Annotated in this window: 22 protein-coding genes, 1 tRNA gene and 1 pseudogene; 15 read left to right on the top strand and 9 right to left on the bottom strand. The window is 71.1% G+C overall.

Annotation, left to right across the window (positions count from 1 at the left end; all coding sequences use genetic code 11):
* Positions 1-101: 101 nt before the first annotated feature.
* Positions 102-413, bottom strand: a complete 312-nt coding sequence (locus tag ACFWGJ_RS01740) for a hypothetical protein (protein WP_387320230.1) — start codon at positions 411-413, stop codon at positions 102-104.
* A 390-nt stretch (positions 414-803) separates the two neighbouring features.
* Here ACFWGJ_RS01740 and ACFWGJ_RS01735 point away from each other — a divergent pair, with 390 nt between their 5' ends.
* Positions 804-1,673 (top strand): bifunctional DNA primase/polymerase, encoded by an 870-nt coding sequence (locus ACFWGJ_RS01735; protein WP_381833561.1) that lies wholly within the window; start codon positions 804-806, stop codon positions 1,671-1,673.
* A 99-nt stretch (positions 1,674-1,772) separates the two neighbouring features.
* Here ACFWGJ_RS01735 and ACFWGJ_RS01730 read toward each other — a convergent pair whose 3' ends face one another.
* The 3 genes from ACFWGJ_RS01730 to ACFWGJ_RS01720 form a co-directional block, all read right to left on the bottom strand.
* Positions 1,773-2,111: a cyclic-phosphate processing receiver domain-containing protein gene (locus tag ACFWGJ_RS01730; RefSeq protein ID WP_387320229.1), complete on the bottom strand. Its 339-nt coding sequence runs from the start codon at positions 2,109-2,111 to the stop codon at positions 1,773-1,775.
* A gap of 294 nt (positions 2,112-2,405) precedes the next feature.
* A tRNA-Ser gene (locus ACFWGJ_RS01725) sits at positions 2,406-2,492 on the bottom strand.
* Between the two features lie 41 nt (positions 2,493-2,533).
* Positions 2,534-4,135, bottom strand: coding sequence for a S1C family serine protease (locus ACFWGJ_RS01720; protein WP_387320228.1), 1,602 nt, complete (start codon positions 4,133-4,135; stop codon positions 2,534-2,536).
* A 314-nt stretch (positions 4,136-4,449) separates the two neighbouring features.
* Here ACFWGJ_RS01720 and ACFWGJ_RS01715 point away from each other — a divergent pair, with 314 nt between their 5' ends.
* The 3 genes from ACFWGJ_RS01715 to ACFWGJ_RS01705 all read left to right on the top strand — a co-directional run bounded on the left by ACFWGJ_RS01715 (position 4,450) and on the right by ACFWGJ_RS01705 (position 7,365).
* Positions 4,450-5,262, top strand: coding sequence for a glycerophosphodiester phosphodiesterase (locus ACFWGJ_RS01715; protein WP_387320227.1), 813 nt, complete (start codon positions 4,450-4,452; stop codon positions 5,260-5,262).
* A gap of 137 nt (positions 5,263-5,399) precedes the next feature.
* Positions 5,400-6,047 (top strand): ATP-binding protein, encoded by a 648-nt coding sequence (locus tag ACFWGJ_RS01710; RefSeq protein WP_387320226.1) that lies wholly within the window; start codon positions 5,400-5,402, stop codon positions 6,045-6,047.
* Positions 6,048-6,375: 328 nt separating this feature from the next.
* The gene (locus ACFWGJ_RS01705) at positions 6,376-7,365 is read left to right on the top strand and encodes a DUF5926 family protein (protein ID WP_387320225.1); all 990 of its coding nucleotides are present in this window, start codon (positions 6,376-6,378) and stop codon (positions 7,363-7,365) included.
* Between the two features lie 243 nt (positions 7,366-7,608).
* Here ACFWGJ_RS01705 and ACFWGJ_RS01700 read toward each other — a convergent pair whose 3' ends face one another.
* Complete coding sequence (locus ACFWGJ_RS01700; protein WP_387320223.1) at positions 7,609-8,478, bottom strand: hypothetical protein; 870 nt, start codon at positions 8,476-8,478, stop codon at positions 7,609-7,611.
* A 56-nt stretch (positions 8,479-8,534) separates the two neighbouring features.
* Positions 8,535-9,200, bottom strand: a complete 666-nt coding sequence (locus ACFWGJ_RS01695) for a bifunctional DNA primase/polymerase (protein ID WP_210881380.1) — start codon at positions 9,198-9,200, stop codon at positions 8,535-8,537.
* A gap of 473 nt (positions 9,201-9,673) precedes the next feature.
* Here ACFWGJ_RS01695 and ACFWGJ_RS01690 point away from each other — a divergent pair, with 473 nt between their 5' ends.
* From ACFWGJ_RS01690 to ACFWGJ_RS01675, 4 genes are all read left to right on the top strand, one after another.
* Entirely contained in the window at positions 9,674-11,185 is a 1,512-nt protein-coding gene (locus tag ACFWGJ_RS01690; protein WP_387320221.1) for a PP2C family protein-serine/threonine phosphatase, read from the top strand.
* A gap of 168 nt (positions 11,186-11,353) precedes the next feature.
* Positions 11,354-12,841 (top strand): aminopeptidase P family protein, encoded by a 1,488-nt coding sequence (locus ACFWGJ_RS01685; RefSeq protein WP_387320220.1) that lies wholly within the window; start codon positions 11,354-11,356, stop codon positions 12,839-12,841.
* Between the two features lie 219 nt (positions 12,842-13,060).
* The gene (locus ACFWGJ_RS01680) at positions 13,061-14,428 is read left to right on the top strand and encodes a PLP-dependent aminotransferase family protein (RefSeq protein WP_387320219.1); all 1,368 of its coding nucleotides are present in this window, start codon (positions 13,061-13,063) and stop codon (positions 14,426-14,428) included.
* A 112-nt stretch (positions 14,429-14,540) separates the two neighbouring features.
* Positions 14,541-15,941 (top strand): MFS transporter, encoded by a 1,401-nt coding sequence (locus ACFWGJ_RS01675; RefSeq protein ID WP_387320217.1) that lies wholly within the window; start codon positions 14,541-14,543, stop codon positions 15,939-15,941.
* A 42-nt stretch (positions 15,942-15,983) separates the two neighbouring features.
* Here ACFWGJ_RS01675 and ACFWGJ_RS01670 read toward each other — a convergent pair whose 3' ends face one another.
* From ACFWGJ_RS01670 to ACFWGJ_RS01660, 3 genes are all read right to left on the bottom strand, one after another.
* Complete coding sequence (locus ACFWGJ_RS01670; protein ID WP_387320216.1) at positions 15,984-16,823, bottom strand: triphosphoribosyl-dephospho-CoA synthase; 840 nt, start codon at positions 16,821-16,823, stop codon at positions 15,984-15,986.
* Positions 16,824-16,837: 14 nt separating this feature from the next.
* The gene (locus ACFWGJ_RS01665; RefSeq protein ID WP_387320214.1) at positions 16,838-17,797 is read right to left on the bottom strand and encodes an intradiol ring-cleavage dioxygenase; all 960 of its coding nucleotides are present in this window, start codon (positions 17,795-17,797) and stop codon (positions 16,838-16,840) included.
* A 147-nt stretch (positions 17,798-17,944) separates the two neighbouring features.
* A complete protein-coding gene (locus ACFWGJ_RS01660) occupies positions 17,945-18,397 on the bottom strand; it encodes an ATP-binding protein (RefSeq protein WP_107020479.1) in 453 nt (150 codons plus the stop codon).
* A gap of 257 nt (positions 18,398-18,654) precedes the next feature.
* Here ACFWGJ_RS01660 and ACFWGJ_RS01655 point away from each other — a divergent pair, with 257 nt between their 5' ends.
* From ACFWGJ_RS01655 to pheA, 7 genes and pseudogenes are all read left to right on the top strand, one after another.
* On the top strand, positions 18,655-19,503 hold the full coding sequence (locus ACFWGJ_RS01655) for a hypothetical protein (protein WP_387320213.1): 849 nt from the start codon (positions 18,655-18,657) through the stop codon (positions 19,501-19,503).
* 174 nt (positions 19,504-19,677) lie between these two features.
* Positions 19,678-20,421 (top strand): YcnI family protein, encoded by a 744-nt coding sequence (locus ACFWGJ_RS01650; protein ID WP_387320212.1) that lies wholly within the window; start codon positions 19,678-19,680, stop codon positions 20,419-20,421.
* 181 nt (positions 20,422-20,602) lie between these two features.
* A complete protein-coding gene (locus tag ACFWGJ_RS01645) occupies positions 20,603-21,277 on the top strand; it encodes an SCO family protein (RefSeq protein ID WP_387320211.1) in 675 nt (224 codons plus the stop codon).
* Positions 21,274-21,735: pseudogene (locus ACFWGJ_RS01640) on the top strand (copper chaperone PCu(A)C); the annotation flags it as partial. The gene ACFWGJ_RS01645 and the pseudogene ACFWGJ_RS01640, both read left to right, overlap by 4 nt.
* Before the next feature lie 155 nt (positions 21,736-21,890).
* Positions 21,891-23,951, top strand: coding sequence for a copper resistance CopC/CopD family protein (locus ACFWGJ_RS01635; RefSeq protein WP_387320210.1), 2,061 nt, complete (start codon positions 21,891-21,893; stop codon positions 23,949-23,951).
* Between the two features lie 8 nt (positions 23,952-23,959).
* Positions 23,960-25,303, top strand: coding sequence for an iron uptake transporter deferrochelatase/peroxidase subunit (efeB, locus tag ACFWGJ_RS01630; RefSeq protein ID WP_387320209.1), 1,344 nt, complete (start codon positions 23,960-23,962; stop codon positions 25,301-25,303).
* A gap of 67 nt (positions 25,304-25,370) precedes the next feature.
* Positions 25,371-26,303: a prephenate dehydratase gene (pheA, locus tag ACFWGJ_RS01625; protein WP_387320207.1), complete on the top strand. Its 933-nt coding sequence runs from the start codon at positions 25,371-25,373 to the stop codon at positions 26,301-26,303.
* The last annotated feature ends 389 nt before the right edge of the window (positions 26,304-26,692 follow it).

The raw sequence follows: 26,692 nt of genomic DNA, 5'->3' as shown, positions 1-26,692 counted from the left end.
GTGCCGAAGCACCGCCGCGCAGACGTGTTACCACCCCACAAAGCACCCCACCAAGGAGGCATACGGCCGTCGGGGGTCTCCAGTCCCCGGCGGCCGCCTGCTCACCAGAGGTGGGTGAAGTTGACGGCGATGTTCTCGTTCGACTGGTCGATGGCCGTGAACGCGGAACCGTTCACCTGGGCCGTGTTGCTCTGGTTCGAGGCGCCGGAACCGACGGCCTGCTGCTGCGTCGTGGACGAGGTGCCGTAGTTGTCACCCCCGACTCCGCTGCTGTCGACAGTCGCCACCGCGGCGTTCGATCCGTTGTCCGCGAAGGAGCCGTTGTCGGCCACTGCCACTCCCGAGAAGAGGGCGGCGGCGAGCGGCAGGGCTGCCGCGGCGGCGAGAACGCGGGCGGTACGGATGCTTGCCATGTGTGTTCCTCCAGAAGCGAGAAGTACGTACCGGTCGGGACCGGTTGCCGGTCAGGACCGGCTGAGTACGGCTGGTTCCGGGGCAGTTGGCCGACCGCCTCGGTGTTCGTTCACGACGTCGCGAGATCAGAATTGCCCACCGAATCCCCGGCGAACCACCCCGGAAGCCGCTATTCGCTCGCAAGCGTGAGTACATGTCGATAAACCACCTTCGCGCCCCCAAAACCGCAGTTCAGGATGGTGCGGGCAGCTCAATCCCATACACCGCAAGGGACGAAGCGTTTCGTCACCTTTTCAGCCAATCCCCCTGGGTGGGTTTACTCACCCGCTCAGGGGTGCATCCCGCCGCCACCCCTTCCCTTTTTCGAACACTCGTACGAACATAGACGCATGGCCACCATCGACCGGCAGGCCACGACGCTGGCCCTCGCACACGCCCTGTCAGCCGCCGAACGCGGACTGGCCGTCATCCCGCTGTCCCGGACCAAGCTCCCCGCGCTGCGCTCACCCCACCGCGACGACCCGGCGGCACCGCCCTGCCACGGCGAGTGCGACCGCTTCGGACACGGTGTGTACGACGCCTCGACCGACCCCCGCCGCATACGCGCCCTCTTCGCCGCCGCCCCCTGGGCCACCGGCTACGGCATCGCCTGCGGCCTGGAACCCCACCACCTGATCGGCGTCGACCTCGACACCAAATCGGGTACGGACTCGTCCGCGGCTCTTCGCGAACTGGCGCTGCGCCACCTGTTCACGATCCCCGAGACGGTCGTCGTGCTGACCCCCAGCGGCGGCCGTCACCTGTGGCTGAGCGGCCCGCCCGACGTCGTCGTCCCCAACTCCGCGAGCCGGCTGGCTCCGGGCATCGACATCCGCGGCGCCGGCGGCTACCTCGTGGGCCCCGGCTCCCGTACCGAACACGGTGTCTACAGCACGGCTCCGGGCACCGCTCAGCTGCCGCCCGCCCCCTGCCCGACGTCGCTGCTGCGCCTCCTGACGCCACCGCCCCGCGCCCACACCACCCCGACGGCGGCCACGCCCGGCCAGCAGGGCCAGGGCCTCGTCCAGTTCGTCCTCGCCGCGCACGAGGGCCAGCGCAACACCCGCCTGTTCTGGGCGGCCTGCCGCGCCTACGAGAACGGCTTCGGCCCGCAACTGACCGAGGCCCTGGTCGACGCAGCGGTCCGCACGGGCCTCACGGAGCGCGAGGCCCGCTCAACCATCACGTCGGCATCCCGCATGACGAACCACCGCCCTTAGCGCACGCCACTGAAGCCGCCCAAGGGCACGGGCCTGGCCGAGAGCCCGGAAAGGTTCAATCCCCTCTACCCCGCACGAGCCGGACCGCGAAGCGGATGCCTAGGCCGTCGCCCGTCGGACCTGGTAGTTCCAGCGTGTGAGCGACCGGACGACGGTCTCGGCGCCCGTGGGGTTGGCGCTGTGTACGTAGACCATGCCGATTCGGAACGGCCGCCCGTTGAAAGCTGCTTCTTCCAGGAGGGTTACCACGGGCAGGATGCTGTCGTCGCCGCCGAGGTCATGGTCGAGCCAGAGTTCATCGATCAAGGTGTCGCGGTGCTCCTGCAGGAGCTTGACGCCTTCGCCGCTGCTGCGCGCGATCCGCGTGGTCCACGGCAGCGGCCGGAGATCATCTATGCCAAGGACGACCGGCGGCGGGACGGGCGGCTCTTCTTCCATTCGACCATCATCACCGCAAGGAAGACGGCGGTGAAGCGAGCCGCACAACAGCGCGGTACCGCGGCCCCAGAGGCTTCGCAGGTCGGCAGCCGCCCCTCAGAGGCCACGAAACGACCGCAACGACCGTCGCTGACCGGACTGCCCAGAGCTACGGATCAGAGGGCCGCCCGTGCCCCTGCCGTGCCCCTCGCGTGCGCGATCGACCGGTGACCGACGGGGGATCACGGTGATCGGCGGACGGCGAACAAAGGAACGGCCCCTGACCGATCTCCCCGGTCAGGGGCCGTTCTCCTGCGGTGGGTGTGGGATTTGAACCCACGGTCACATCGCTGCGACGACGGTTTTCAAGACCGTTCCCTTAGGCCGCTCGGGCAACCCACCCCGCGCCGCTGAGAGATCGGCGCGGGGACAAGACTAACCGGTCAGCTGTCGCCCTCGCGCTGGCCCAGGGTTACTTCGGCGGTGCGCTGCTTGCCGTCGCGGGTGTAGGTGAGCTTGACGGTGTCGCCGGGCTGGTGGGTCCAGATCTCGCCGATGAGGGTGGGGCCGCTGTCGATCACCCGGTCGTCGAGCTTGGTGATGACGTCGCCGGGCTTGAGACCGGCCTTCGCGGCGGGGCCGTTCGGCGTGACCGCGTCGGAGTTGCCGGCGCCCTGTTCGGTGATCTTCGCGCCCGTGCCCTCCTCCAGGGAGACGGAGGCACCGATGACGGGGTAGACGGGCTTGCCGGTCTTGATGAGCTGCTGGACGACGTTCTTCGCCTGGTTGATCGGGATCGCGAAGCCCAGGCCGATGGAACCGGACTGGCTCGTACCGCCCAGCCCGCCGCCCGTGGACTGGATCGCGGAGTTGATGCCGATCACCGCGCCCTTGGCGTCCAGGAGCGGCCCTCCGGAGTTGCCCGGGTTGATCGAGGCGTCGGTCTGCAGGGCGCTCATGTACGAGGCCTTGCTGCTGGAGCTGCCGTCGCTGGAGGCGACCGGGCGGTTCTTCGCGCTGATGATGCCGGTGGTCACCGTGTTCGACAGCCCGAACGGAGCGCCGATCGCGATGGTCGAGTCGCCGACCGCGATCTTGTCCGAGTTGCCGAGCGGCAGCGGTTTGAGGTTGCCCGGCGCGTTCTTGAGCTTGATGACCGCGACGTCGTAACCCTGGGCGTGGCCGACGACCTCGGCGTCGTACTTCTTGCCGTTAGAGAAGGTGGCCGACAGCTTGCCGCTCTCGACCGCCTCGGCGACCACGTGGTTGTTGGTGAGGATGTGGCCCTGCTTGTCGAAGACGAAGCCGGTGCCCGTGCCGCCCTCTCCGTTGCTGCCCTCGGCCTCGATGGTGACCGTGCTCGGCAGCGCAGTGGCGGCCACGTTGGCGACCGTGCCCGCGTCGCGCTTGAGGTCACCGCCGCTCTCGGAGGAGGAGACCGTCGTCGAGCCCGAGGAGTCGTCGTTGCGGTCGGCAGCCCAGTAGCCGATGCCGCCGCCCACGCCGCCCGCGATCAGCGCGGCCACCAGGACCGCGGCGACCAGGCCGCCCCGCCCGCCGGACTTCGGCTTGGGGGCGGGCTGTTGGTACGAGGCGCCCCAGACGTCCCCAGAGCTGCTTTCGCCGCCGCCTCCGTAGGGACCGGAACCGCCGTCGCCGCCACCTCCGTAAGGGCCTGATCCGCCCGCGCCCCCGCCTCCGTACGGTCCGGAGCCGCCTTCGCCGCCGCCCGCGTACGGGCCGGAGCCTGCCTCGTGCGAGTAAGCGGGCGTGGCCGGCGGAGGAGGCGGCCAGGCGCCCCCTTCCGGAGCGGGAACGGCGCCCTGGGGAGCCCCGGGAGGCGTCGGGGGCAACGTGGCCGTCGGCGCGTCTCCCGGGAAGGAGCCCGGCCCCTGAGGCCGGTCGGTGCCCTCGTGGGGGGCCGCGGAACCGGCTCCCGGCGATACCGGCTGCCCCGGGGGCACGGAAGCAGCGGGAGTATCCACCGGCACGGGAGGTGCAGACGGGGCCGGGGGTACTGCAGTGCCCTCGTTCTCGGTGCTCACAGCTCTTCCTCTCGATCCACGGCTGTTCAGTAAGTTCGCATCCGGTCACGTTCGGTCGCGTGTGTTCAGGACTCCACCACGCGTGTTCGGGAACCGGCACGATTCAGCTGTGCATGTGCTTTTGTATGCCGTCAGCTTTTCCCACGGGACGTCAGGGCGCCATAAGCGGCACCTGTGACTCCGAGATCTTCATTTATATAGGACAGGTCTGACAAAACAACTGCACGGCCCGCACCCCGGCCCGCGCCACCGATCCCGCCATCGTTCCCGCCACCGGTCCCACGCGTACCCACTCGCGGTGGCACCATGACGCGGTGACCCACGCACGACAGCACCCGACGCAGGTCGTCGCACACCGCGGCGCCTCCGAAGAGGCCCCCGAGCACACCCTGGCCGCGTACGAGAAAGCCATCGAGGACGGGGCCGACGCCCTGGAGTGCGATGTACGGCTGACCGCGGACGGGCATCTCGTCTGCGTCCACGACCGCCGTGTCAACCGCACCTCCAACGGCCGCGGCGCCGTCTCCGCCCTGGAACTCGCGGATCTCGCCGCCCTGGACTTCGGCTCCTGGAAGAACCGCGACGAGGCACCCGACTGGGAGCAGCAGCGGCCACCCTCCTGGGAACAGCAGTCCGTCCTGACACTGGAGCGCCTGCTCGAACTCGTGGCGGACGCCGGCCGTCCCGTGCGGCTCGCCATCGAGACGAAGCACCCCACACGCTGGGCCGGCCAGGTCGAGGAGCGTCTGCTGGTCCTTCTGAAGCGCTTCGGCCTGGACGCGCCGTCCTCACCCGCCGAGTCGCCGGTCAGCGTCATGAGCTTCTCGGCGCGCTCGCTGCAGCGCGTGCGCGCCGCGTCCCCGACGATGCCGACGGTCTACCTGCTGCAGTTCGTCTCGCCCCGGCTGCGCGACGGGCGGCTGCCGCCGGGAGTCCGGATCGCCGGTCCGTCGATGCGGATCGTACGCAGTCATCCGGCGTACATCGAGCGCCTGAAGCGCGCTGGTCACCAGGTTCACGTGTGGACGGTGAACGACTCCGAGGACGTCGACCTGTGCCTCGGACTCGGTGTCGACGCCATCATCACCAACCGCCCGCGCGCGGTGTTGCGCCAGCTGGGCCGCTGAAACCGCTCATCTCCCGGTCCCCACAGGCCCCGCACGTTCCGTCCACGAGCTGTCACGTCTCGGCCAAAAGGGCGATTTCAGGCCACTCGATTACAGGGAGTGCTCCGGCGCATTCGTTCCGTGTTCGATCGTTACGAGTGCGTCACTGCACGTGCATTGGCCGGTTTCCGGTCCATCCCAGAAGGGCATCCACACCGTGGCGTGGGGCAAAGGAGGTCTCGGGGGTGGCGTTGATGGTGGCACAAGAGGTGCCCACGTCGTCGAGCATGGCCGTACCCCATGGCCCTGCGGGCGTGGGAGAAGCAAGACACCGGATGCGCGATCAACTGCGCACCGGGGGTGTGGCGGAAACGGTCATCGACGATGCCGTACTGATCCTTTCCGAACTACTGAGCAACGCCTGCCGTCATGGCAGGCCACTGGGTGAAGCCCTGGCCGGGGACGGCGACGTCCGGGCCGCGTGGCGTGTCGAACCGACCGGCAGACTCACCGTCGAGGTGACGGACGGCGGTGGTCCGACCCGTCCGGTTCCGGCCACGCCCTCGGTCACCGCGCACGGCGGCCGCGGGCTGAACATCATCACGGCGCTGGCCGACGACTGGGGTGTCCGGGACGACGCCCGCGGTGAGGTCACGGTGTGGGTGGTCGTACACAAGGACGCCTGTGCCGTCCGCAGGCGCAGCGACTTCACCACGCGGGTCACGGCCCCGGCGGTGCCCGCGGCGTCCACGGTGTCCGCGATGTCCGACCTGGACTTCGGGGACGCCTTCGACGGCCTGGACTGACCGCACCTGCCGGACCTGCCGGACCGGCCGGGCACATCAGGCAGGTCAGGCCAAGTCGGCCGGACAGGTCGGGCCAAGTCGGCCGGACAGGTCGGGCCGAGTGAGCCGAGCCAGCCAAACAGGTCGGGCCGAGTCAGCAGGGCAAGTCGGGCCGAGCAGCCCGGGTCGGCCGACAGAACCGAAGCAGACGGAAGTACTGGTTCCGGGACGAACCGAAGCGCCGCCCCGCGTCCGGCCCGGCACGTTGTCCACAGGGTCCCGTCGGTCCCCGTACGAACGGCTAGGCTCGCGCCCGTACGAGTCGAGCCGTAACCGGGAGACATCCACGATGGCCAAGAAGCGACCCCAGACGAAGGCCAAGCAGCCGCAGCGGCAGGATGGGGCCCGCGCCGCCGGCACAGACGGACACGTCCCGGTTGTCGGAGCACGCGAGCCCTGCCCCTGCGGCAGCGGCCGCCGCTACAAGGCGTGTCACGGACGCGCCGCCGCGCACGCCGTGACCGAGCTGGTCCACCGGCCGTTCGAGGGCCTGCCGAGCGAGGGCGACTGGATCGCGCTGCGCGAGCTGGTGCCCGCGGCGACCGTCGAGCTGCACCTGAAGGAGGCCCTTCCGGAGGGCGTGCCCTCGGTCACCCTCGCGACAGTGCTGCCGATGGCCTGGCCGGCCCTGCGCCGCGAGGACGGCTCGGTCCTCATCGGCCTGCAGAACGACACGGCGTCCGGCGACATCAGCCGCGACCTGGCCGACACGCTCCAGCGCGCGCTCACCGCGGAACCGGGCACTCCGGTGCAGGGCCGCCGCGCCCCGGGCGACGGAGTGCGCCTGCAGGATCTCCTCGACCCCGAAGGCGCGTTCGAGCCAGTTGTGCACGCGGGCTTCGAATTCTGGGTTCCGGACGCACAGAACGCCGCCACGGAGGTAACCGCCTCCCTGGAGCGCGCCAACGCCGCCGCGATCCCGACGGTGAAGCTCGCCGGTGTCGACGCCGCGTACTGGTGCGAGACACCCGACAAGAACCACCTGCGCTGGGTCATGCCGCACCCCGAGGAGCAGCTTCTGGACGCGCTCGCGCGGCTGCACGCGGAGGGCCGGTCGAGCCTCGGCGAGGGCACCCGGCTGGTCGGTTCCTTCCGTGCCCACGGCCTCACCGTCCCGGTCTGGGACCTGCCGACGGGCGTATCGGCCGAGGACATCGAGAAGCCCGCGTCCGAGTTCGCCGAGCGGCTCGCCGCCGCGCTGGCCACGGACGCGCCGCTGACCGCGGACGAGCGCCGGGCGCGCGGCGGTCTCACCAACCGCCAGGTCACCCTCAGCTGACGCGCGGCGCACACCCGGCCCCGGCTGACCGACCGGTCAGCCGGGCGACAGGTGCGCAAAGCGGGTGACTCCTGTCACAACTCCCGGTCGTGACAAGCGAATCCGTGTCTGAATAGCCGAGATCGAATTTGCGAACCGCCGATCTCTTGTTACCGTTCCAATAGCCCGGTTGCTGGTGCATCCCCCGTCGCCAGCAACCGGGTCTTTTCATGTCCGGACCCGGGACCGCCCACGGTGAAGTTCTCAACGCGCGTTCTGCACAGGCGAGTTGCTCCCCGAGCGCAGAAGCAGCGGCGCGTCGGCACCCTCCGCGGACCCGGCGAACTCGGCGACCGCCGAGTACTCCGAAGCGTCGCCCACCGTCCGCTGCCGCGGCGTCTCGCACACCCCCGGCTCGTCGTCCGCGCCCACCGCGCAGTACATCCGCACGGTGCGGTCGCCGGGCGCCAGAAGCGTCAGTACGGACGTGAGGGCGTCGCCGGTCGCGTTGCGGTAGTAGGTACGCGCCCATGTCTCGCGCCCCTGCGTCAGTACGCACGTCTGCGCCTCGATGCCGTCGGGGGAGGCGAGTTCGGGTCCGCAGCGGGCGGCGGTGGCCAGCCCCACGCCGAGCGTCAGGGAGCGCTCGGAGGCCGAGGGGTGCCGGTCGGCCGCTCCACCGTCGGCGCGGCCGGAGCCGGGCGCCTCGCCGGAACCGTGACCGCCGGCTGCGGGTCCGCCGGGGCCGGAGCCGGATGCGGAACCGCCAGAACGAGAACCGCCGAAGCCGGAGGCGCCGGAACCGGAAGCGCCGGCATCACGGCCGTCGGCGTTGCGACTGTCGGCGCCCCGGCCACCGGCATCCCGTTCACCGCCGTCACGGCCGTCGCCGAGCGACGACGGTGCGGACGCCCGTGCGGACGACAGTGAGGATGCGGAGGAGGACGCGGGAGCGTCGCGACCCACCGGCCCCGCGGAGGCCACCGCCAGCGGCAGCGCGACCGTGAGAACGACGAGGACCGCCAGCATCGCCAGGCGGATTCTTCGGGGATCCGGTCGGTCGGGGTCCGGGGAGTGCGGAGAGTGCGGTGAGTACAGGGAGTCCAGGGGTCGTCCCCCGGAGTGACGCAGCATGAAGGGGACGATAACGAGCGAGGGCGGGCGCGCGGTTCGCCGCGCGCCCGAGTCCCCTACAACTCGGGGGCGCTCACACCCGTACGAGTGAGAGCCTCCACCACCGCGTCCACCACGGCCTCGACATCGGGCACCCAGGGGGCGGCCGAGCCCGGCAGCGGAGCCCGCTCCCAGCGGATCCCGCCCTGCCCGGTCTCGGACGGCGGCAGGGCCACGTAACCGCCCTCGCCGTGGAAACGCAGCGAGCCGGGTACGAAGTCCTTGGCGTAGAGCAGCTCACCCAGCTGCTCCAGGGAGTACGGCTTCACGAGCAGCGCCCAGCGCGTCGGGGACGCGATCACGGGGCCGAGGCGCATTTCCTTGAGGTCGAGGGCGGCCAGCGCCCTGGCCGCGGCCGGGGCCGGCAGGCTCACCGCGCACGGGGCCTTTCCTCCGGTGGCGAGGATGATCGGGGCCGTCGGCCGGTTCGTCCACCACCAGCGCGCCATGCGCTCGTCGGTGGTGGCCGCGAGCAGACCGGGGTCGAAGGGGTGGGCACCTGGCACCGTGCACTCCGGGTCCGGGCACCCGCATCGGGCCCGCCCCTGCGGGTCCGGCGCCACACCCGGGAGTACGGGCCACTGCCATTGGGTCGCGAAGGTCAGGGCCGCGCTGAGCATCTCAGGCCTCCCGTCGTTTCGCCTGGACAGGAGCCTGCGTCGCCTTCCGAGGATCTCGCGCATGTGCGCTCGTTCCTTTCCGTTGAACGCCGAGGAACCACATCACACCATGTGTCGATCACTTCACTGTGCGTACCTACTGGCGCATCACACCCTCGTCGGAGACAAGGGGAACCCCTATGGGCCGAGCGTTGGTTGCGTCCGCGTCCATACTGCGTCTGGCTAAAGCACGGGCATGGCGTGGGGTGGCGGCGCCTGGCGTTTGCTGTCCCGCGTATATCTCGCCGCCTCCGCCACGGGAGGATGGGGCACGGTCGTCGGTGGTTAAGACGCCCGGGTCCGGCGCCAGGTTCCGGGAGGGTTCCGTGAGGAACCCCACCACACCTGGCCTTCACCGAGTACGTACCCATCACGACCGTTGTGACGCTCTGTCGAGCTAGGCCAGTCGACCGCAATACGCCGTGACTAGACTCTATTTTAAGCCAACTTTACCTTTCTGTAGCGGTCCCACGGACACCAGGAATCCCAGCAGGACAATGCTGGACATCCCCTTACGAGTGCGTGTACATGTGGAGACACTGCCAGCGGCGCAGAATGACATGGGGGTTTGCGATGCTATTGAGCAATACGCACCGGTCGGAAAGCCGGACACCATGAACGCCCCTCACCTCCCGAAAGTGGCCGGAATCGATTCAACGGTTCCCTCACCCACACACACTGTCGCGCCGACACGTGCCACCACGGGTTCCCCACCGGCCACTTCCCCACACGCCCCGGGCGCCGTCCTCCAGGACAGACTCGCAGGCTGGGTGTCCGATCTCACCACGCTGCACGAGCTGACCGAGCGACTGGCACGGACCGCCTCCCTGGCGGACGCCCTCCAGGAACTGCTGCGCGCCGGATCCGCCCTCGTGGGCGCCCGGCGCGGTCTCGTGGTGCTGGAACCGGGCGACGGCCTCGGCCCGGACACCACGATCGGCCTCGGTCTCGCCCGGGCGGATCTCGGGCACATCGAGACCGTCCCGCGCAGCTCCACGTCGTACGGGAAGATCCTCGACGGGCTTCCGGGGGGCGAGGGCGAGATCGCCCAGCCCGATCTGCTCTCCGACGACGGGCTCGACCCGCGGCACCGCGAAGTGGCCGCGCGGCTCGGTTATGCCGCGAGCTACGCGCTGCCGCTGTCCACGGACGCGGCGGGCCGTCTCGGTGCCGCCGTGTGGCTCTACGACGAGCCGGCCGAGCCGGTCGAGCGGCAGCGCCACCTGGTCGGCCTCTACACGGCGTACGCGGCCGAGCACCTGGCCCGCCTGGTGGAACTGGAACGCACGCGCGCGTGCATCACGACCATCTCCGAGGAACTGCTGCCCTCCCGGCTGCCCCGGGTCTCCGGGGTGCAGCTCGCCGCCCGGCACCGCACGGGGCCGCGCGGCGGCGGCGACTGGTACGACGCGCTGCCGCTGCCCGACGCCGCGCTCGGCCTCGCGGTCGGGTCGGTCACCGGGTCGGGCCCCAGCGCCGTCGCCGCGATGGGCCGGCTGCGCGCCTCCCTGCGGGCGTACGCGGTGATGGAGGGCGAGGACCCGGTCGCCGTGCTGTCCGACCTGGAACTGCTGCTGCGGCTCACGGAACCGGCCCGCTCCGCCACCGCCCTGTTCGCGTACTGCGAGCCGGCGCTGCGCAAGATCACGCTCGCCGGGGCCGGACACAGCCCGCCGCTGGTGATCGGCGAGCGGCGCACCGAGTACGTGGAGACGTCGCTCTCGGCCCCCCTGGGGATGCTCGCCTGCTGGGAGGCGCCCAGTGTGGAGTTCCGGGCCGAGCCGGGAGAGACGGTTCTGCTCTACACGGACGGGCTGCTGCACCGGACCGGCGATCCCATGGACCGGGCCTTCTCGCGGCTGCACGCGGCCGCCGCGAGTGTGCCCAGGGCGCTGCGGGCGGACCCGGGCGCCGTCGCCGACCACGTCCTGCGGACCATGCTGCCGGACGGCCTCGACGACGCCGACAGCGACGAGGACGTGGTGCTGCTCGCGGCCCGCTTCGAGTGAGCCGCTCGCCTCGCTCCGAGTGAGCCGCACGCCCCGCTCCGGATGAGCCGCGCGCCCCGCCGCACGCCTCCTGTGTGAGGCGCACGTCATCGGGTCTTCCGGCCCTGGGCGCTCTTCCGTACGACCGTACGATGGACAGCGTCCAGAGTCGTATCGAGGAGGCAGATCGTGTCGGAGGCGCTCATTCCGGAGACCCCGGAAGCCGTGCTTGAAGATGCCGCCGACCAGGCGGATGAAGAAGAGCCCATCAAGCAGCGCAAGAACGGCCTGTATCCGGGCGTGTCCGACGAGCTGGCCGAGAGCATGAAGTCCGGCTGGGCCGACACGGAGCTGCACGGCCTGGAGCCGATCGCGCAGGCCGCTCACACGGCGGCCCGCCGTGCCGCGCTCTCCGCGCGCTTCCCGGGCGAGCGCCTGGTCGTCCCCGCGGGGAACCTGAAGACCCGCTCGAACGACACGGAGTACCCCTTCCGTGCGTCGGTCGAGTACGCGTACCTGACCGGCAGCCTCACCGAGGACGGCGTCCTCGTGCTGGAGCCCGTCGCGGACGGCCACAAGGCCACGATCTACCTGCTGCCGCGCTCCGACCGCGAGAACGGTGAGTTCTGGCTCTCCGGCCAGGGCGAGCTGTGGGTCGGCCGCCGCCACTCCCTGACCGAGGCCGAGCAGCTGTACGGCATCCCCGCCTCGGACGTCCGAGAACTCCCCGAGAAGCTGCGCGAGGCGACCGGCCCCGTCCGGGTCGTGCGCGGTTACGACGCCGGGATCGAGGCGGCGCTCACCGACAAGGTCACCGCCGAGCGCGACGCCGAGCTGCGGGTCTTCCTCTCCGAGGCGCGGCTGATCAAGGACGAGTTCGAGGCCGGCGAGCTGCAGAAGGCGGTCGACTCGACCGTGCGCGGCTTCGAGGACGTCGTCAAGGTCCTGGACCGCGCCGAGGCGACCAGCGAGCGCTACATCGAGGGCACGTTCTTCCTGCGCGCGCGGGTCGAGGGCAACGACATCGGTTACGGCTCGATCTGCGCCGCCGGACCGCACGCGTGCACGCTGCACTGGGTGCGCAACGACGGCCCGGTGCGCTCCGGGGACCTGCTCCTGCTGGACGCGGGCGTGGAGACCCACACCCTCTACACGGCCGACGTCACGCGCACGCTGCCCGTCAACGGCACGTACTCGGAGATCCAGAAGAAGATCTACGACGCCGTGTACGAGGCCCAGGAGGCCGGCATCGCGGCCGTGCAGCCGGGTGCCAAGTACCGGGACTTCCACGACGCCGCCCAGCGTGTGCTGGCCGAGAAGCTCGTCGAGTGGGGGCTCGTCGAGGGTCCGGTCGAGCGGGTCCTGGAGCTGGGGCTGCAGCGCCGCTGGACGCTGCACGGCACCGGTCACATGCTCGGCATGGACGTCCACGACTGCGCGGCCGCGCGGACGGAGACGTACGTGGACGCGACGCTGGAGCCGGGCATGTGCCTGACCGTCGAGCCGGGGCTGTACTTCCAGGCGGACGACCTGACCGTGCCTGAGGAGTACCGGGGCATCGGCGTCCGGATCGAGGACGACATCCTCGTCACGCAGGACGGCAACCGGAACCTGTCCGCGGGGCTCCCTCGCCGGTCGGACGAGGTCGAGGCGTGGATGGCTTCGCTCACGGGCTGATGTGCGATGACATGAGTCGGCGCCGTGCTGTGGCATGAACCGACATGGATGGCCGGGTACCGATGGGGTGCCCGGCCATTCCCGTCGTCCGCGGGTGCGCTGTGGCCGGTCGCGCAGTTCCCCGCGCCCCCAAAGACAAAAGACTGCGCAGTTCCCCGCGCCCCTGAAGTCAGAAGACCGCGCGGTTCCTCGCGGCCCCGGCGGAAGGAGATCTGGTCGGTGGACTCGTTCTGGGCCGGTGTCGGTGTCGATCTGCATCTCGAACCCGACGTCTCCGAGGGGCGCCGCGCCGGGCTCGAACGGGCGTTGCGGGACGCCGTCCGGGACGGGCGACTGGCTCCCGGGGCACGGCTGCCCGCGACCCGGCGGCTCGCCGCCGAGCTCGGGATCTCGCGCGGCACGGCGAAAGCGGCGTACGACCAGCTCGTCGCCGAGGGTTATCTCACCGCGCGGCAGGGGGCGGGCACCCAGGTCGCCCCGCTGCCCTCCGTGGACGCGGCCGCTCCGAGGACGTCGGCACGCACGCGTGCGCCCCGTTTCGATCTGCGGCCCGGCAGTCCGGACGTCGGTACGTTTCCGGCGGCGGCCTGGCTGCGGGCACTGCGCCGGGCGGTCGCGAACGCCCCCTCCGCGGCGTACGACTACGGGGATCCGCGCGGCCGGATCGAACTGCGGACGGCACTGTCGGAGTACCTGGGCCGGGCGCGCGGGGTGATCGCGCCGCCCGAGCGGATCGTGGTGACGACCGGATACGTCCAGGGGCTCGCGCTCCTCACCCGCGTACTGGAGGGCGGGGCGATCGCCATGGAGGACCCCGGGCTGCCCTTCCACCGGGACGTGGTGCGGCACAACGGCGGGACGGTGACCCCGGCGGAGGTCGACGAACGGGGCGTCCTCGTACGGGGACTCGGTGACGCGGCGGCCGTCGTGGTCACGCCTGCGCACCAGTACCCGACCGGGGTGACCCTGCGTCCGGAGCGGCGACGGGCCCTCACGGACTGGGCACGCGCGCGTGGAGGGGTGATCGTCGAGGACGACTACGACGGGGAGTTCCGCTACGACCGGCAGCCCGTGGGCGCGCTCCAGGGGATGGCACCCGGGCAGGTGGCCTACCTGGGGACGGCGTCCAAGACGCTCGGGCCCGCGCTGCGACTGGGCTGGATGGTGCTGCCGCCGCACCTCGTCGACGCGGTCGCCGACGCCAAACTGCACAGCGACCACCACACCGAGTCCATCGGCCAGCTGGCCCTCGCCGACCTGATCACCGGCCATGCCTACGACCGGCACGTACGCGCGGTCCGGCTGCGCTACCGGCGGCGCCGGGACGAGCTCCTCGGCCGGCTGGGCGCGCGGCGGGGCGTACGGGGCATCGCGGCGGGGCTGCACGCGCTGGTCGAGGTGGCGGACGAGAGGGCGGTGCTGGCGCGGGCCGCCGAGAAGGGCCTCGCGGTGGGCCACCTCGGCGAGCACTGGCACACGCCGGGCGGCGGGCGGCCCCAGGGGCTGGTGGTGGGGTACGGGACGCCTCGGGAGCGGGTCTATCCGGAGGCGTTGGAAGTGTTGGGGCAGGTGCTGGACGAGACCTGAGGCAGGACGGGCCCGAGGCAGGACCGGTTCTGGGCAGGACCAGAATTGGGCCAAGGAACGGCACAGTTATTGGGTCTGCCGAGAGGTCCATCACCCCCATAGCGTCTTAGCCATGAGCAACCGAGCAACGGCAGCCGAGGCATCCGTACGGGCGCACCATGTGATCCCGCCCGCGGGGCCGCAGCGGGTCCTGGCCCTGGCCCAGTTGAGCAATGCCGTCGGGGACGGCGCCTACTACGTCACCTCCGCCCTCTACTTCACCCATGTCGTCGGGCTCGCACCCGCGCGCGTGGGACTCGGGCTCACGATCGCCTGGGCGGTCGGCTCGGCCGCGGGCGTACCCCTGGGCCGGCTCGCCGACCGGCGGGGGCCGCGCGGCACGGCGGTGCTCCTGGCGCTGGCCACGAGCCTCGCCGTGGCGTCCTTCCTCGTCGTCCGGGGCTTCGTGCCGTTCGTGCTGGCGGCGTGCGCGTACGCGACCGCGCAGTCGGGGCTCGCTGCCGCCCGGCAGGCGCTGCTGGCCGGCCTGGTGTCCCGCCAGGAGCGCACGGGGCTGCTCGCGCACCTCCAGTCGACGCTCAACGCCGGGCTCGCGGTGGGGGCGGGGCTCGGCGGACTGGCGCTGCACGCGGGGACACGGGCGGCCTACCTCGGGGTGTTCGCGCTGGACGCGGTGAGCTTCCTGCTGTGCGCGGCGGTGCTGCTGCGGCTGCCGACCGTGGACGGCACGCACAAGCGAAACGGGACGCCGGCGCGAAACGGGACGCACCTGCGCAACGAGATGCACGCGCGCGTGGAGGTCGATCAGGGGCCAGGCCGGGATGTCGCCGGGCGGGGCGACGCTCCCGGCGTGCTGCGTGATCGCCCCTACGCCGTCGTGGCCCTCCTCAACACCGTGCTGCTGCTGCGGATGCCGTTGCTGAGCCTGGGCATCCCGCTGTGGATCGCCGAGCGGACCGCGGCGCCGACCTGGGTGGTCTCCGCGCTGTTCGTGCTCAACACCGGTGCGGTGATGCTCTTCCAGGTGCGGACGGCCCGCGGGGTGACGGGCACGGCGTCGGCCACGCGCGCGGTACGGCGTTCGGGGCTCGTGATGCTGGCCTCGTGCGCGGTGTTCGCCCTGTCGGCCGGGGTCTCGCCGTGGACGGCGGTCGGCGTGCTGGCGGTCGGCGCGGTGCTCCAGGTCGTCGCCGAGATGCAGCAGTCGGCGGGGTCCTGGCAGCTCTCCTTCGACCTCGCCCCGCCCGACCGGGTGGGCGAGTACCAGGGCTTCTTCGGTACGGGCGTGACGGTGGCGCGGACACTGGGCCCGCTGGTGCTGACGGCACTGCTCGTGGGGTGGGGGACGCCGGGCTGGCTGCTCCTCGGCGCCCTGACGCTGGCGGCCTCGTACGCGATGGGGCCTGCGGTGCGGTGGGCGACGGAGAGCCGGGCCGCCCAGAGCCGGACCGCTGACCCGTTCGGCAGCCCGGCCCCCGGGCCGACGCTCAAACGGCCGGTAACGGTCAACTGACGCGACGCTCAAACGGCCGCTACCGGTGAACTGACCCGACGCTCAAACAGCCGGTACCGGTGAACTGACCCTCACCGGAAGCGAGTCCGCGAACAAGGCCCCCGCGAGCAGCCCGCTGCTTCCGCGGGGGCTCCACGCGCGCGCGTGAAGGTCGGCGTCGAACGCCGCCAGGGCGGCGCGGCCCGGAGCGGTGGACGTGCTGCCCGCCTCGACGACCCCGCGCGCGCCCGCCTGCACGTGCCGCAGACCGTGCGGTCCTGCCGTGTACAGCAACTCGGTGTCCTGGAGCGTCGACATGACGGTCAGCAGGGCGTCGAGGCGCGCGTTCGGCTCGGGGACGCCCGCGCGGCGAGCCGCGGCCAGCGTGTCCAGTGCCCGGCGCACATGGGGGAAGCCGGCTCTCGCCTCGCCCCGGGCGCCGGCCGCTCCGTACTTCGCGGAGACCGAGGAGCCGCGGGAGGGCCGGCGGGGCGCCCGCCGGTCGGAGTAGGCCGCGATCCGCTTGGCGGCCGCGGTCAGGTCCCGTCCGGCGGCCCGGGGTTCCAGGGCCGCGGCGGCGACCAGCAGGCCGAGCACCCACAGTGCTCCGCGGTGCCCACCACCCGCCAGGGCCACCGAGTGCTCGGTGCCGCGCCCGATCGCGCCTAGTTCCGCCCGGAGTTCGGGGGTCGCCGAACCGGTGCGGCGGGCGGCGGCGGCCATCGCCGCGAGTCCCGGCTCCAGCGCCCTGGCCGACCAGCGCAGCGAGCAGTGGTCCTCACCGGTCACCCGGGCACCGAGGTCACGCGGGTCGGGCAGTCCCGGCTTGGGTGTCAGCGCCAGCTGCCCGGTGAGCGCGGCCACCGCGGCCCGCGCCAGCGTCTCGTCCGCACGGCTGCTCATCGCCCGCGGCCTCCTTACGAGGAGGAGGCGGAGGAGGAGGCCGACGCACTGGGGGCGTCGCTGGGGGCACCGCTCGGAGCGCCGCTCGGGGGCGTGCCGCCGCCACCGCCGCCGCTGCCCGCGCCGGTGTTCTCGGCGTCCGGGTCGATCCCGAGGGTGATGGAGCCCTTGTAGCCCTTGGAGGGGTCCTTCTTGTGCACGGGCTTGAGGGTGAGCAGGCCGCTGGAGGCGCCCCCGCCGTCGTAGACCATGTCGTCGTCGAGCTTGGTCCAGGTGCCCGAGTGCTTGGCGTAGGGCTCCAGTTCGAAGATCTGCTCGGCGATGTCGTCGTCGAAGAAGAGCTGGCCGGTGTAGTTGACCTTGCCGCCCTCGTAGGTGCCGTCCTCCTTCTCGCCGCCGGTGTGCACCTTCACGTGGATGTGGCAGGTGCGCGGCGTGTACCAGCCGGGGACGATGGTCTCGAACGTGACGACCCCGTTGGCGTTGGCGACCTGGTAGCCCCGCAGATAGGTCTTGTCGTCGGCGGTCGAGCCGTCCTCGCTCTCGGCGGGCGCGGAGCCGCCGGGGTTGGCCGTCGTGTAGCCCGAGTAGTAGCCCCAGGCGTCGCAGTGCCAGATCTCCACGGCCGCGCCGGCGACCGGGGCGCAGGACTCCGTGGTGTCCTGCACGGTGATCCGCAGCGTCAGCGGGACACCGCTCTTGCCCTCGGTGATGTCCTTCCTGACGAGGGCGCCGTCCAGGTAGTACGGGCCTTCGGTGACGCTGGACATGAGGACGCAGGTGCCGCTGCCGGATGTGGCGGACGCGCTCGCGGAGGCCGTCTCCGTGGCGGTCTCCGCGGCCGTGGCGGTCGTCCCGTCGGCGAAGGCGGCCTGGTATCCCGCGATCGCGAGACCGCCGGCCGCGGCCGTGCCGCCGGTGACCGCGAGGGCCCGGCGCCGCGTGATGCTCGTGCCTTTGTGTGTTCCCGTCATGACAGAAAAGCTAGGGAGGCGACCCGTCAGGGACATGGGTGAAAGCTGTGAGCGCCCTGAGAATGCTGGGGAAGCTGAAATCGGCGGGAAAGCACCCCTCTTGGAGGCTCGCCGGACGTGCCTCTCGGTGGCCCTCGGGACGTGCGGTCAGGTGGCCAGCAGCGGCGTGCCCTCGCGCCACTTGAGGATCTTGTCGAAGCTGACCACGGCACCGCCCCTGACGGAGCTGCCGATGTGGACGTGGTCGGCGAGTTCCTGGATCAGACACAGGCCCCGGCCGTGCTCCGCGTCGCTGTGGGAGGGCCGCAGGGGCGCACGGCCACGTCCCGAAGGGAAGCCCGGGCCGGAGTCGGTCACTTCGATACGGCACTTCTCGCCGTCCAGATAGGCGGTGACGCGGTAGGCCTCGGTGGGCTTGCCGCGGTCCGTGTCGCCCCCGTGCTCGACGGCGTTGGCGCAGGCCTCGCTCAGCGCGACGGAGATGTCGTAGGAGATGTCGGGATCCACCCCCGCGGACTCCATCGTGCCGATCAGCAGGCGCCGGGCGAGCGGAACACTCGCCGCCTCACGCCGGAGATGGAGGGACCACCAGATGCTCATGCTCCAGCCTCCTGGCCGCGGCTCGACATACCGTTACGTATTGCCGCCGGAACCCGGAACTAAGCGTGCGGTCGACGTGACAACGCCCATACGGGGGATGTACCGACGCCATCTGCCGGTGTATGGCCGGTATGTATCCGACACACACCTGACGCATGTGCGGGCGAATGGCCCCAGAACCTCATCTTCCGGTCCGCACATCATCTTGTGGACCTGCCGTATGGGGCGGGTAAGGCCAGTGCGATGATGAGCCCGCCATGACTGCCCCCCGCCAGCGCGCGCGCACCGGAGGTGATCTCCGGGTCCTGAGGGCCGCGGTGTTCACCGCGGTCTGTGTCGTGCTGGCCGCGGCCGGTCACTCCATCGCCTCCTGCGCGACGGTTCCTCTGTGGTCGCTCGGGGTGGGATTCCTCGCCGTCTTCGCCGTCGCGGCGCCGCTCGCCGGGCGGGAGCGCTCGCTGCCGGGCATCACCGTGCTCCTCGCGACCGGCCAGACGGTGCTGCACACGCTCTTCGGACTCGGCCAGCACGGCACGTCGGCCGCCACTTCCACCGCTTCCACCGGGGTGGACACCTCGCTGGTGGCCCGGGCCGCGCGGCTGGTGTGCGGCGCGTCCGTCGCGACCCTCAGCCCCGCCCAGGCCCAGCGGATCCTCGCCGACGCACAACTCGGCACAGGTGCGGGCAGCACAGGCGGCATCGGCGGCACGGGCACCGGCACCTCGCACGCCCTGCACGAGCAGACGGGCGCCATGTCGGCAGCCGCCGGATCGCCGGCGTCGGTGCTGCCGTCGCTGCCGATGCTCCTCGGCCACGTCCTCGCCGCGGTCGCCGCCGGATGGCTGCTGCGCCGCGGGGACATCGCCCTGCGGCGCCTCCTGCGGCTCTCGGCGCACGGGGTGGCGGAAGGGCCGCTGGTCTCCCTGCGCGGAGCCCTGGCGCTCGTACGGGCCCTGCTGTCGGGTCTGCCCGGGGTGCTCCCGGCGCTGCCCGGCGCACCGCGCGGCTGGGCCTACGAGCCAGCGGCCCCGCGTACGACCGCTCTGCAGCACTCGGTGAGCCGGCGCGGTCCGCCGGCCGGTGAGGCATTCGCCCTCGCCGCCTGACACGACGCACCGCTTCGGACGTACTTCTTCGGACGTACCACTCCGGGGGATGCCGTCGTGCGGCACGCGCGCGTGCCCGCTCTTCCACGCGCGCAACCCCCAGTTCCTGACCGAACGGTTCCTCGCCGAACGGTTCTTCACCGAACCAGTGCTGAAAGCGAAGTGTTGTCTGCCATGAAGGCTTCTCGTATCGCCGCGACCGGTGTCGTCGCCGCCTCCGCCGTCCTCGTCCTGTCCGGCCCCGCGTTCGCGCACGTCAGCGTGCAGCCCGAGGGCACGGCCGCCAAGGGCGGTTACGCGACGGTCAACTTCAAGGTGCCGAACGAGCGCGACAAGGCCTCGACCACCAAGCTGGAGATCAACTTCCCGGCCGACCACCCGCTCGCCTCGGTCATGCCGCAGCCCGTCGACGGCTGGAACGTCAAGGTCACCAAGTCCAAGCTCGACAAGCCGCTCGAACTGCACGGCGAGAAGATCAACGAGGCCGTCACCAAGGTCACCTGGACCGCGGACGGCAAGGGCATCCAGCCCGGCTTCTTCCAGAAGTTCCCGCTCTCCATCGGCGCGCTGCCCGAGGACGCCGACGAACTGGTCTTCAAGGCGATCCAGACGTACTCCAACGACGAGGTCGTGCGCTGGATCGAGACCCAGGAGAAGGGCGAGGAGGAGCCCGAGACGCCCGCTCCGGTGCTCGCGCTGTCCGCCGCGACCGACGACCACCACGGGTCCGCCGCCTCCGACGACGACGCCGACGCCGAGGAGGCCGACGACGCGAAGGCCGCCGCCTCGACCACCGAGGCCGCCACCACCGACAGCAGCGACACCACCGCCCGTGTGCTGGGCGTCGTGGGCATCGTCGTCGGCGTGGCGGGCGTGGCGTTCGGCGTTCTCGCCGGCCGTCGGCGTACCAACGCATAAGTCCAGTAAGACCTGCGCGCAGGTCCGGACCGGCCCCCGCCGGTCCGGTACGGCCTCCGCGCAGGTCAGGTCCGACCGATCCGACGTCGGACGCCCATCGCGATCCCGGCCGGTCCGTTTCCGGCCGGGGCCGGGGCCCGTACACAGGAGATCGCGTGCGGAGTCCCCAGGAGAATGCACTATGCGCAAGAAGACGTACGCCGTGGCCGCTCTGTTCGCCGCGGCCGCTCTGACCCTTTCCGCCTGCGGCAGTGGCGACAGCGGCGGTGACAACGCCGTCGCCGAGGTGTCCACCGAGACCGGCTCGGACAAGGCCGCCACGGTCCTCGACAAGCCGTTCGAGAAGCCGGACCTGGTCCTCACCGACACGCACGGCAAGAAGTACGACCTCCGCGAGGCGACCGCGGGCAAGCCGACGCTGATCTACTTCGGCTACACCAACTGCCCCGACGTCTGCCCGCTGACGATGAACAACATCGCCGTCGCCAAGAAGCAGCTGGCCCAGGACAAGAAGCTGTCCCAGGCCGAGAAGGACTCGCTCCGCATCGTCTTCGTCACCACCGATCCGGAGCGCGACACTCCCGCCGCGCTCGGCAAGTGGCTCAAGGGCATCGACTCGGACGTCGTCGGCCTGACCGGCTCCTTCGACACGATCCAGGCGGGCGCCCGGACACTGGGCATCTCCATCGAGGCGCCGACCAAGGGCAAGGACGGCAAGGTCACCTCCATGCACGGCACGCAGGTCATCGCCTTCTCCCCGAAGACCGACGGCGGTTACGTGCTGTACGGCGAGGACGCCACCGTCGACGACTACACCAAGGATCTCCCCGCGCTGATCAAGGGCGCGAAGCCGTGACCCGTCCTGCGGCGTCCGCGGCGGCCCTCGTGGCTGCCGCCGCACTGATCCTGACGGGCTGCGGGGACTCGGACTCCGGCGGCTCGGGGGGCTCCGGCAGCGGGCTCTCGGTGGGCTCCGCCTACATGCCGCAGCCCGTGTCGGACTCCATGGCGGCCGGTTTCCTGGTCATCGCCAACGACGGCGGCGCGGACGACCGGCTGGCCTCCGTCACAAGCGACGTGGCCGGCGAGGTCACCATCCACACGACCGTCGGACAGTCGATGGAACAGGTGAAGGACCTCGACATCCCCGCTCACGGCAAGCTCGTCCTCGAAAGCGGTGGCGACCACCTCATGTTCGAGAAGCTGAAGCGCAAGCCGAAGGAGGGCGACACGGTGTCCCTGGAGCTGCGCTTCACCGAATCCGATCCGATCAAGGTCGAGATGCCGGTGAAGTCCGCCACCTACCAGCCGTCGGCGGCGACGAAATCGTCCTGGCGGTCGTCTTCCGCCACGACCGCTCCGACCGCTCCGACTGCTCCGACCGCCCCATCCACCGTGTTTGCTCTACCTGCTCCATCCGCTCTGTCCGCTCTGTCCATGACATCGCACCACTGAGGGAGGGACCACCCTTGAGCCAGACCATCGCTCCCCGTGTGCGGACGCTGTTGCTGCTGCTCCTCGCCGTCACCGGCGCGCTCCTCGCCGGGGCCGTGCCCGTCTCCGCGCACGCCGCCCTGACCGGCAGCGACCCGCAGCAGGGAGCGGTGGTCGCCGAGGCCCCCGCCCAGGTGTCGCTCACGTTCTCCGAGCAGGTCGCGATGTCCGACGGCTCGGTGCGCGTGCTCGATCCCAAGGGCAAGCGCGTCGACACGGGCAAGACGTCCGGGCAGGGCGGCAACACGTACGCCGTGAAACTGCACTCGGGCCTGCCCGACGGCACGTTCACCGTGACCTACCAGGTGGTGTCGGCGGACAGCCATCCCGTCTCCGGCGCCTTCACCTTCTCCATCGGGGCACCCTCCACGACCACCGTCGCCGTGTCCGACCAGGAGGCCGGCGGCGGGCTCGTGGGCGGCCTCTACGGCTTCGCGCGCTATGTCTCGTACGCGGGATTCATCCTGCTCGTCGGCGGCTCGGCCTTCGTACTGGCCTGCTGGCAGCCCGGCACCGGGGTACGGGCGGTGCAGCGGCTCGTGGTCTCCGGATGGCTCGCCCTGACCGGGGCCACGCTCGCCCTGCTGATGCTGCGCGGGTCGTACACCGGCTCGGGGAAGTTCGGGGACGTCTTCGACCTGAACCTGCTCAGCGACGTACTGCAGACCAAGACGGGCGCCGCCCTGGTGTCGAGGCTGCTGCTGCTCGCCGCCGCCGCGCTGTTCATCGCCGTGCTCTTCGGGGCGTACGAGAAGCGCGAGGACGAGGAGGAGAAGGGCGATCTGACCTTCGGGCTCGCCATCGGCGGGTTCGTCGTGGCGGCCGGTCTCGCCGCGACGTGGGCGATGGCCGAGCACGCCTCGACCGGTCTCCAGGCGGGGATCGCGATGCCCGCCGACGTGCTGCATCTGCTCGCCGTCGCGGTCTGGCTGGGCGGGCTGTCGACGCTGCTCGTGGCGCTCTACCGGGCGCCTTCGATCGAGCGGTCCGCCGTACAGCGCTTCTCCCAGGTCGCGTTCGGCAGCGTGGCCGTACTGGTCGTGACCGGGATCTACCAGTCGTGGCGGCAGGTCGGTTCGTGGTCCGCGCTCACCGGGACCTGGTACGGGCAGCTGCTGCTGATCAAGGTCGGCCTGGTGGTCGTCCTCGTCGGCATCGCGTTCGTCTCGCGACGCTGGACCGCCCGGCTGGCGCAGACGCCGGCGCCTGCCAAGGAGCGGGTGAAGGCGTCGGTCGGGGCCGCGGCTTCGAAGAAGCCGAGCGGTTCGGCCGGAACGTCCGGGTCGACGGGGTCGACGGGATCGGCCGGGGGCAAGGGGTCCAAGAGCCCCAAGGGAGCCAAGGCGTCCAACAGCTCCAAGGGGGCCAAGGGGGTCAAGGGCTCCAAAGCATCCGTCGGGGCCGAGGAAAGCCCCAAGGAGAAGGAGACGGTCCCCGCGGGCGGCGAAGGCGGGGGCGGCGGCAAGCGGGCCGCCCAGCTGGCCCGGCAGCGGGCCGCGGTGGCCACCGCACGCGTCAAGCGCCTGCGCGACGCCGATCCGCTCCGCTCGGGCCTGCGCCGCTCGGTACTCGCCGAGGCGGGCGTCGCGGTCGTCCTGCTGGCCGTCACCACCGTGCTCACCTCCACCGAGCCGGGGCGTACGGAGGAGGAGGCGAAGGCCGCCACCGCCGCCGCGTCCGCGGAACAGACCGGTGAGGCGCTGTCGCTGGACATCCCGTTCGACACCGGCGGCCAGGACGGCAAGGGGATAGCCCGCGTCGAACTGGACCCGGCCCGTGTCGGCGGCAACGACATGCACGTCTACGTGGAACGGCCGAACGGCAAGGCCTTCGACATCCCCGAGGTCAAGGTCGCCTTCACTCTCAAGGCGAAGGACATCGGGCCGCTGCCCGTGGTCCCCGACCGCATCGCCACCGGACACTGGACGGCGAGCGGGGTGCAGATCCCCATGGCGGGCAGCTGGCAGATCGAGGTGACCGTGCGGACGTCCGACATCGACCAGGTGACCGTGGACAAGAACGCGCAGATCGGCTGAACGACACCATGGCTGAACAGTCCACTCCGAAGACCCCTGTTTCGGAGACCTCCGTTCCGAAGACGGCAGTTCCGAAGGCCCCAGCTCCGAAGGCCTCCCCCAAGGAGGGTGTTTCCGGTTCCGGTGGCTCCAGGGGCGTCGTCTCCCGGCGGCGCCTGCTCGGCACCGCCGGTGCCACGGGCCTCGCGCTCGGCGCGGCAGGCGGAGCCGCGGGCTACGCCGCCGCGCCCGCCGCCGACCGGACCGCGCTCCTCAACTCGGTGGGCGCGGACGAGGTGATGTTTCACGGGAAACATCAGCCGGGCATCACGAACGCCCTGCAGGCCAAGGGCCACCTCGTCGCCTTCGATCTGGCGGCGGGCGCGGGCCGCAAGGAGGCGGCCGCGCTGCTGCGGCGCTGGTCGGCGACCGCCGAGCGGCTGATGGCGGGCGAGGCGTCCGCGAACGACGACACGGACGTGGCGCGCGACGCCGGACCCTCGTCCCTCACGGTCACCTTCGGCTTCGGCCACAGCTTCTTCGCCCGTACGGGACTGCAGAAGCAGCGCCCGATCGCCCTCGACCCGCTGCCCGACTTCTCCTCGGACCATCTCGACAAGGCCCGCAGCAACGGCGACCTGTGGGTCCAGATCGGCGCGAACGACTCCCTCGTCGCCTTCCACGCCCTGCGCGCGATCCAGCGGGACGCGGGCCGGGCGGCCGGGGTCCGCTGGCAGATGAACGGCTTCAACCGCTCGCCCGGCGCCACCACCCGGCCGCTGACGGCCCGCAATCTGATGGGGCAGATCGACGGCACCCGTAATCCCAAGCCCTCGGAGTCCGACTTCGACCGGCGGATCTTCGTGCCCGAGGCGGGCGACCCGGCCTGGATGGCGGGCGGCTCGTACGCCGTCGTACGCCGTATCCGGATGCTGCTCGACGACTGGGAGAAGCTGTCGGTCAAGGACCAGGAGAACGTGATCGGCCGCCGGAAGTCCGACGGGGCGCCGCTGTCCGGCGGTACCGAGACGACCGCGATGGATCTGGAGAAGACCGGCGGCGACGGCAAGCTGGTGGTCCCCATCAACGCGCACGCGCGGATCACCCGGCCCGACGAGAACGGCGGCGCGGCGATGCTCCGGCGGCCCTTCTCCTTCCACGACGGCATCGACGCGGACGGGGTGCCGGACGCGGGGCTGCTCTTCGTCTGCTGGCAGGCCGACCCGTTGCGCGGTTTCGTACCGGTGCAGCGCAAGCTCGACCGCGGGGACGCGCTGTCCCCCTTCATCCGGCACGAGTCGAGCGGGCTGTTCGCGGTGCCGGGCGGGGTGGCGAAGGGGGAGTACGTGGGACAGAAGTTGCTGGAGGGCTGAGAGCCACTCAGGGGGCGTGGTTCCGGAAGCGTGAGCCCAGTTCCGCAAGGCCCATTAGGGTGAGGCCATGCCAGCCAGCTACGCGTATCTCGGCCCCGAGGGCACCTTCACCGAAGTCGCCCTGCGGACTCTTCCGGAGTCGGCCACCCGGCAGCTCCTCCCGATGGTGTCCGTTCCGGCGGCGCTCGACGCCGTCCGGGCCGGTGAGGTCGAGGCCGCGTTCGTGCCGATCGAGAACTCGGTGGAGGGCGGCATCACCACGACGATCGACCAGCTGGCCGTCGGCGAGCCGCTGATGATCTACCGCGAGGTGCTCCTCTCGATCACCTTCGCGCTGCTGGTCCGCCCCGGCACGAAGCTGTCCGACATCAAGACGGTCAGCGCGCACCCGGCCGCCCAGCCGCAGGTGCGCAACTGGATGAGGGACAACCTCCCGGACGTCGTCTGGGAGTCGGCGGCGTCCAACGCGGACGGTGCCCGGCTGGTGCAGGAGGGGCGTTACGACGCGGCCTTCGCGGGCGAGTTCGCGGCGGCGCGGTACGGCCTGGAGGCCCTGGAGACCGAGATCCACGACGCGGAGAACGCCCAGACCCGGTTCGTCCTGGTGGGCCGGCCTGCACGGCCCGCGGCGCCGACCGGTGCGGACAAGACGTCCGTGGTGATCTGGCAGCGCGACGACCATCCCGGTGCCCTGCTCGAACTGCTCCAGGAGTTCGCGGTCCGCGGCGTCAACCTGATGCTGCTGCAGTCCCGGCCGACCGGCGAGGGCATCGGCAACTACTGCTTCGCCATCGACGCGGAGGGGCACATCGCGGACCGGCGGGTGGCCGAGGCGCTGATGGGGCTCAAGCGGGTCTGCCCGAAGGTGCGGTTCCTCGGGTCCTATCCGCAGGCCGACGTCGATCCGGCGGACGTCCGGGCACCGCGGGCCGGTACGTCGGACGGTGAGTTCGCGGCGGCCTCGGACTGGCTGGCGCGCTGCCAGGACGGCCGCTTCTAGCCGGCCCTGCCTGCTGGTCCTACCTGCAGATTTTCTTCGTCCACAGAAGTTATCCACAGGCTCGCTTCTCGACCTGGGGACAAGTCGACAACGAAGCACGACACAGTCGACAAATCGGCCTACAGTCCACAACTGCGTCCACAACCCCGCGGGTCACCCTTCGTCCACCTGTTTTCCCTGACCAATCCCTTAGAGTGACCCATTTCCACTCGAACGTGGGTGTAGAGAGGGTTTGGCTCGGGAATTCCTCGCCCCGGATGCGGCTTTCGGAACGATCGCTTCCGATGTCCACAGATCTTTCGCACAGCCTGTGGATAACTTTTCGAGGGTGTGGATTCCTGTGGACAACCGCCCCGCCAAGTCCCTTGTCCCACAAGGGAATCGAGTCA

Origin of the sequence: Streptomyces sp. NPDC060205, from assembly GCF_042728395.1 — a bacterium.
In the GTDB taxonomy this organism is placed as follows: Bacteria; Actinomycetota; Actinomycetes; order Streptomycetales; family Streptomycetaceae; genus Streptomyces.
This window is presented reverse-complemented; position numbering and strand designations above follow the sequence as displayed.

Excerpts from the sequence above, each read along its gene's own strand:
- ACFWGJ_RS01740 (WP_387320230.1), bottom strand. The coding sequence starts at position 413 with ATGGCAAGCATCCGTACCGCCCGCGTTCTCGCCGCCGCGGCAGCCCTG.
- ACFWGJ_RS01735 (WP_381833561.1), top strand. The coding sequence starts at position 804 with ATGGCCACCATCGACCGGCAGGCCACGACGCTGGCCCTCGCACACGCC.
- ACFWGJ_RS01730 (WP_387320229.1), bottom strand. The coding sequence starts at position 2,111 with ATGGAAGAAGAGCCGCCCGTCCCGCCGCCGGTCGTCCTTGGCATAGAT.
- ACFWGJ_RS01705 (WP_387320225.1), top strand. The coding sequence starts at position 6,376 with ATGGCCAAGAAGCGACCCCAGACGAAGGCCAAGCAGCCGCAGCGGCAG.
- ACFWGJ_RS01700 (WP_387320223.1), bottom strand. The coding sequence starts at position 8,478 with ATGCTGCGTCACTCCGGGGGACGACCCCTGGACTCCCTGTACTCACCG.
- ACFWGJ_RS01695 (WP_210881380.1), bottom strand. The coding sequence starts at position 9,200 with ATGCGCGAGATCCTCGGAAGGCGACGCAGGCTCCTGTCCAGGCGAAAC.
- ACFWGJ_RS01690 (WP_387320221.1), top strand. The coding sequence starts at position 9,674 with ATGCTGGACATCCCCTTACGAGTGCGTGTACATGTGGAGACACTGCCA.
- ACFWGJ_RS01675 (WP_387320217.1), top strand. The coding sequence starts at position 14,541 with ATGAGCAACCGAGCAACGGCAGCCGAGGCATCCGTACGGGCGCACCAT.
- ACFWGJ_RS01670 (WP_387320216.1), bottom strand. The coding sequence starts at position 16,823 with ATGAGCAGCCGTGCGGACGAGACGCTGGCGCGGGCCGCGGTGGCCGCG.
- ACFWGJ_RS01665 (WP_387320214.1), bottom strand. The coding sequence starts at position 17,797 with ATGACGGGAACACACAAAGGCACGAGCATCACGCGGCGCCGGGCCCTC.
- ACFWGJ_RS01660 (WP_107020479.1), bottom strand. The coding sequence starts at position 18,397 with ATGAGCATCTGGTGGTCCCTCCATCTCCGGCGTGAGGCGGCGAGTGTT.
- ACFWGJ_RS01655 (WP_387320213.1), top strand. The coding sequence starts at position 18,655 with ATGACTGCCCCCCGCCAGCGCGCGCGCACCGGAGGTGATCTCCGGGTC.
- ACFWGJ_RS01650 (WP_387320212.1), top strand. The coding sequence starts at position 19,678 with ATGAAGGCTTCTCGTATCGCCGCGACCGGTGTCGTCGCCGCCTCCGCC.
- ACFWGJ_RS01645 (WP_387320211.1), top strand. The coding sequence starts at position 20,603 with ATGCGCAAGAAGACGTACGCCGTGGCCGCTCTGTTCGCCGCGGCCGCT.
- efeB (WP_387320209.1), top strand. The coding sequence starts at position 23,960 with ATGGCTGAACAGTCCACTCCGAAGACCCCTGTTTCGGAGACCTCCGTT.
- pheA (WP_387320207.1), top strand. The coding sequence starts at position 25,371 with ATGCCAGCCAGCTACGCGTATCTCGGCCCCGAGGGCACCTTCACCGAA.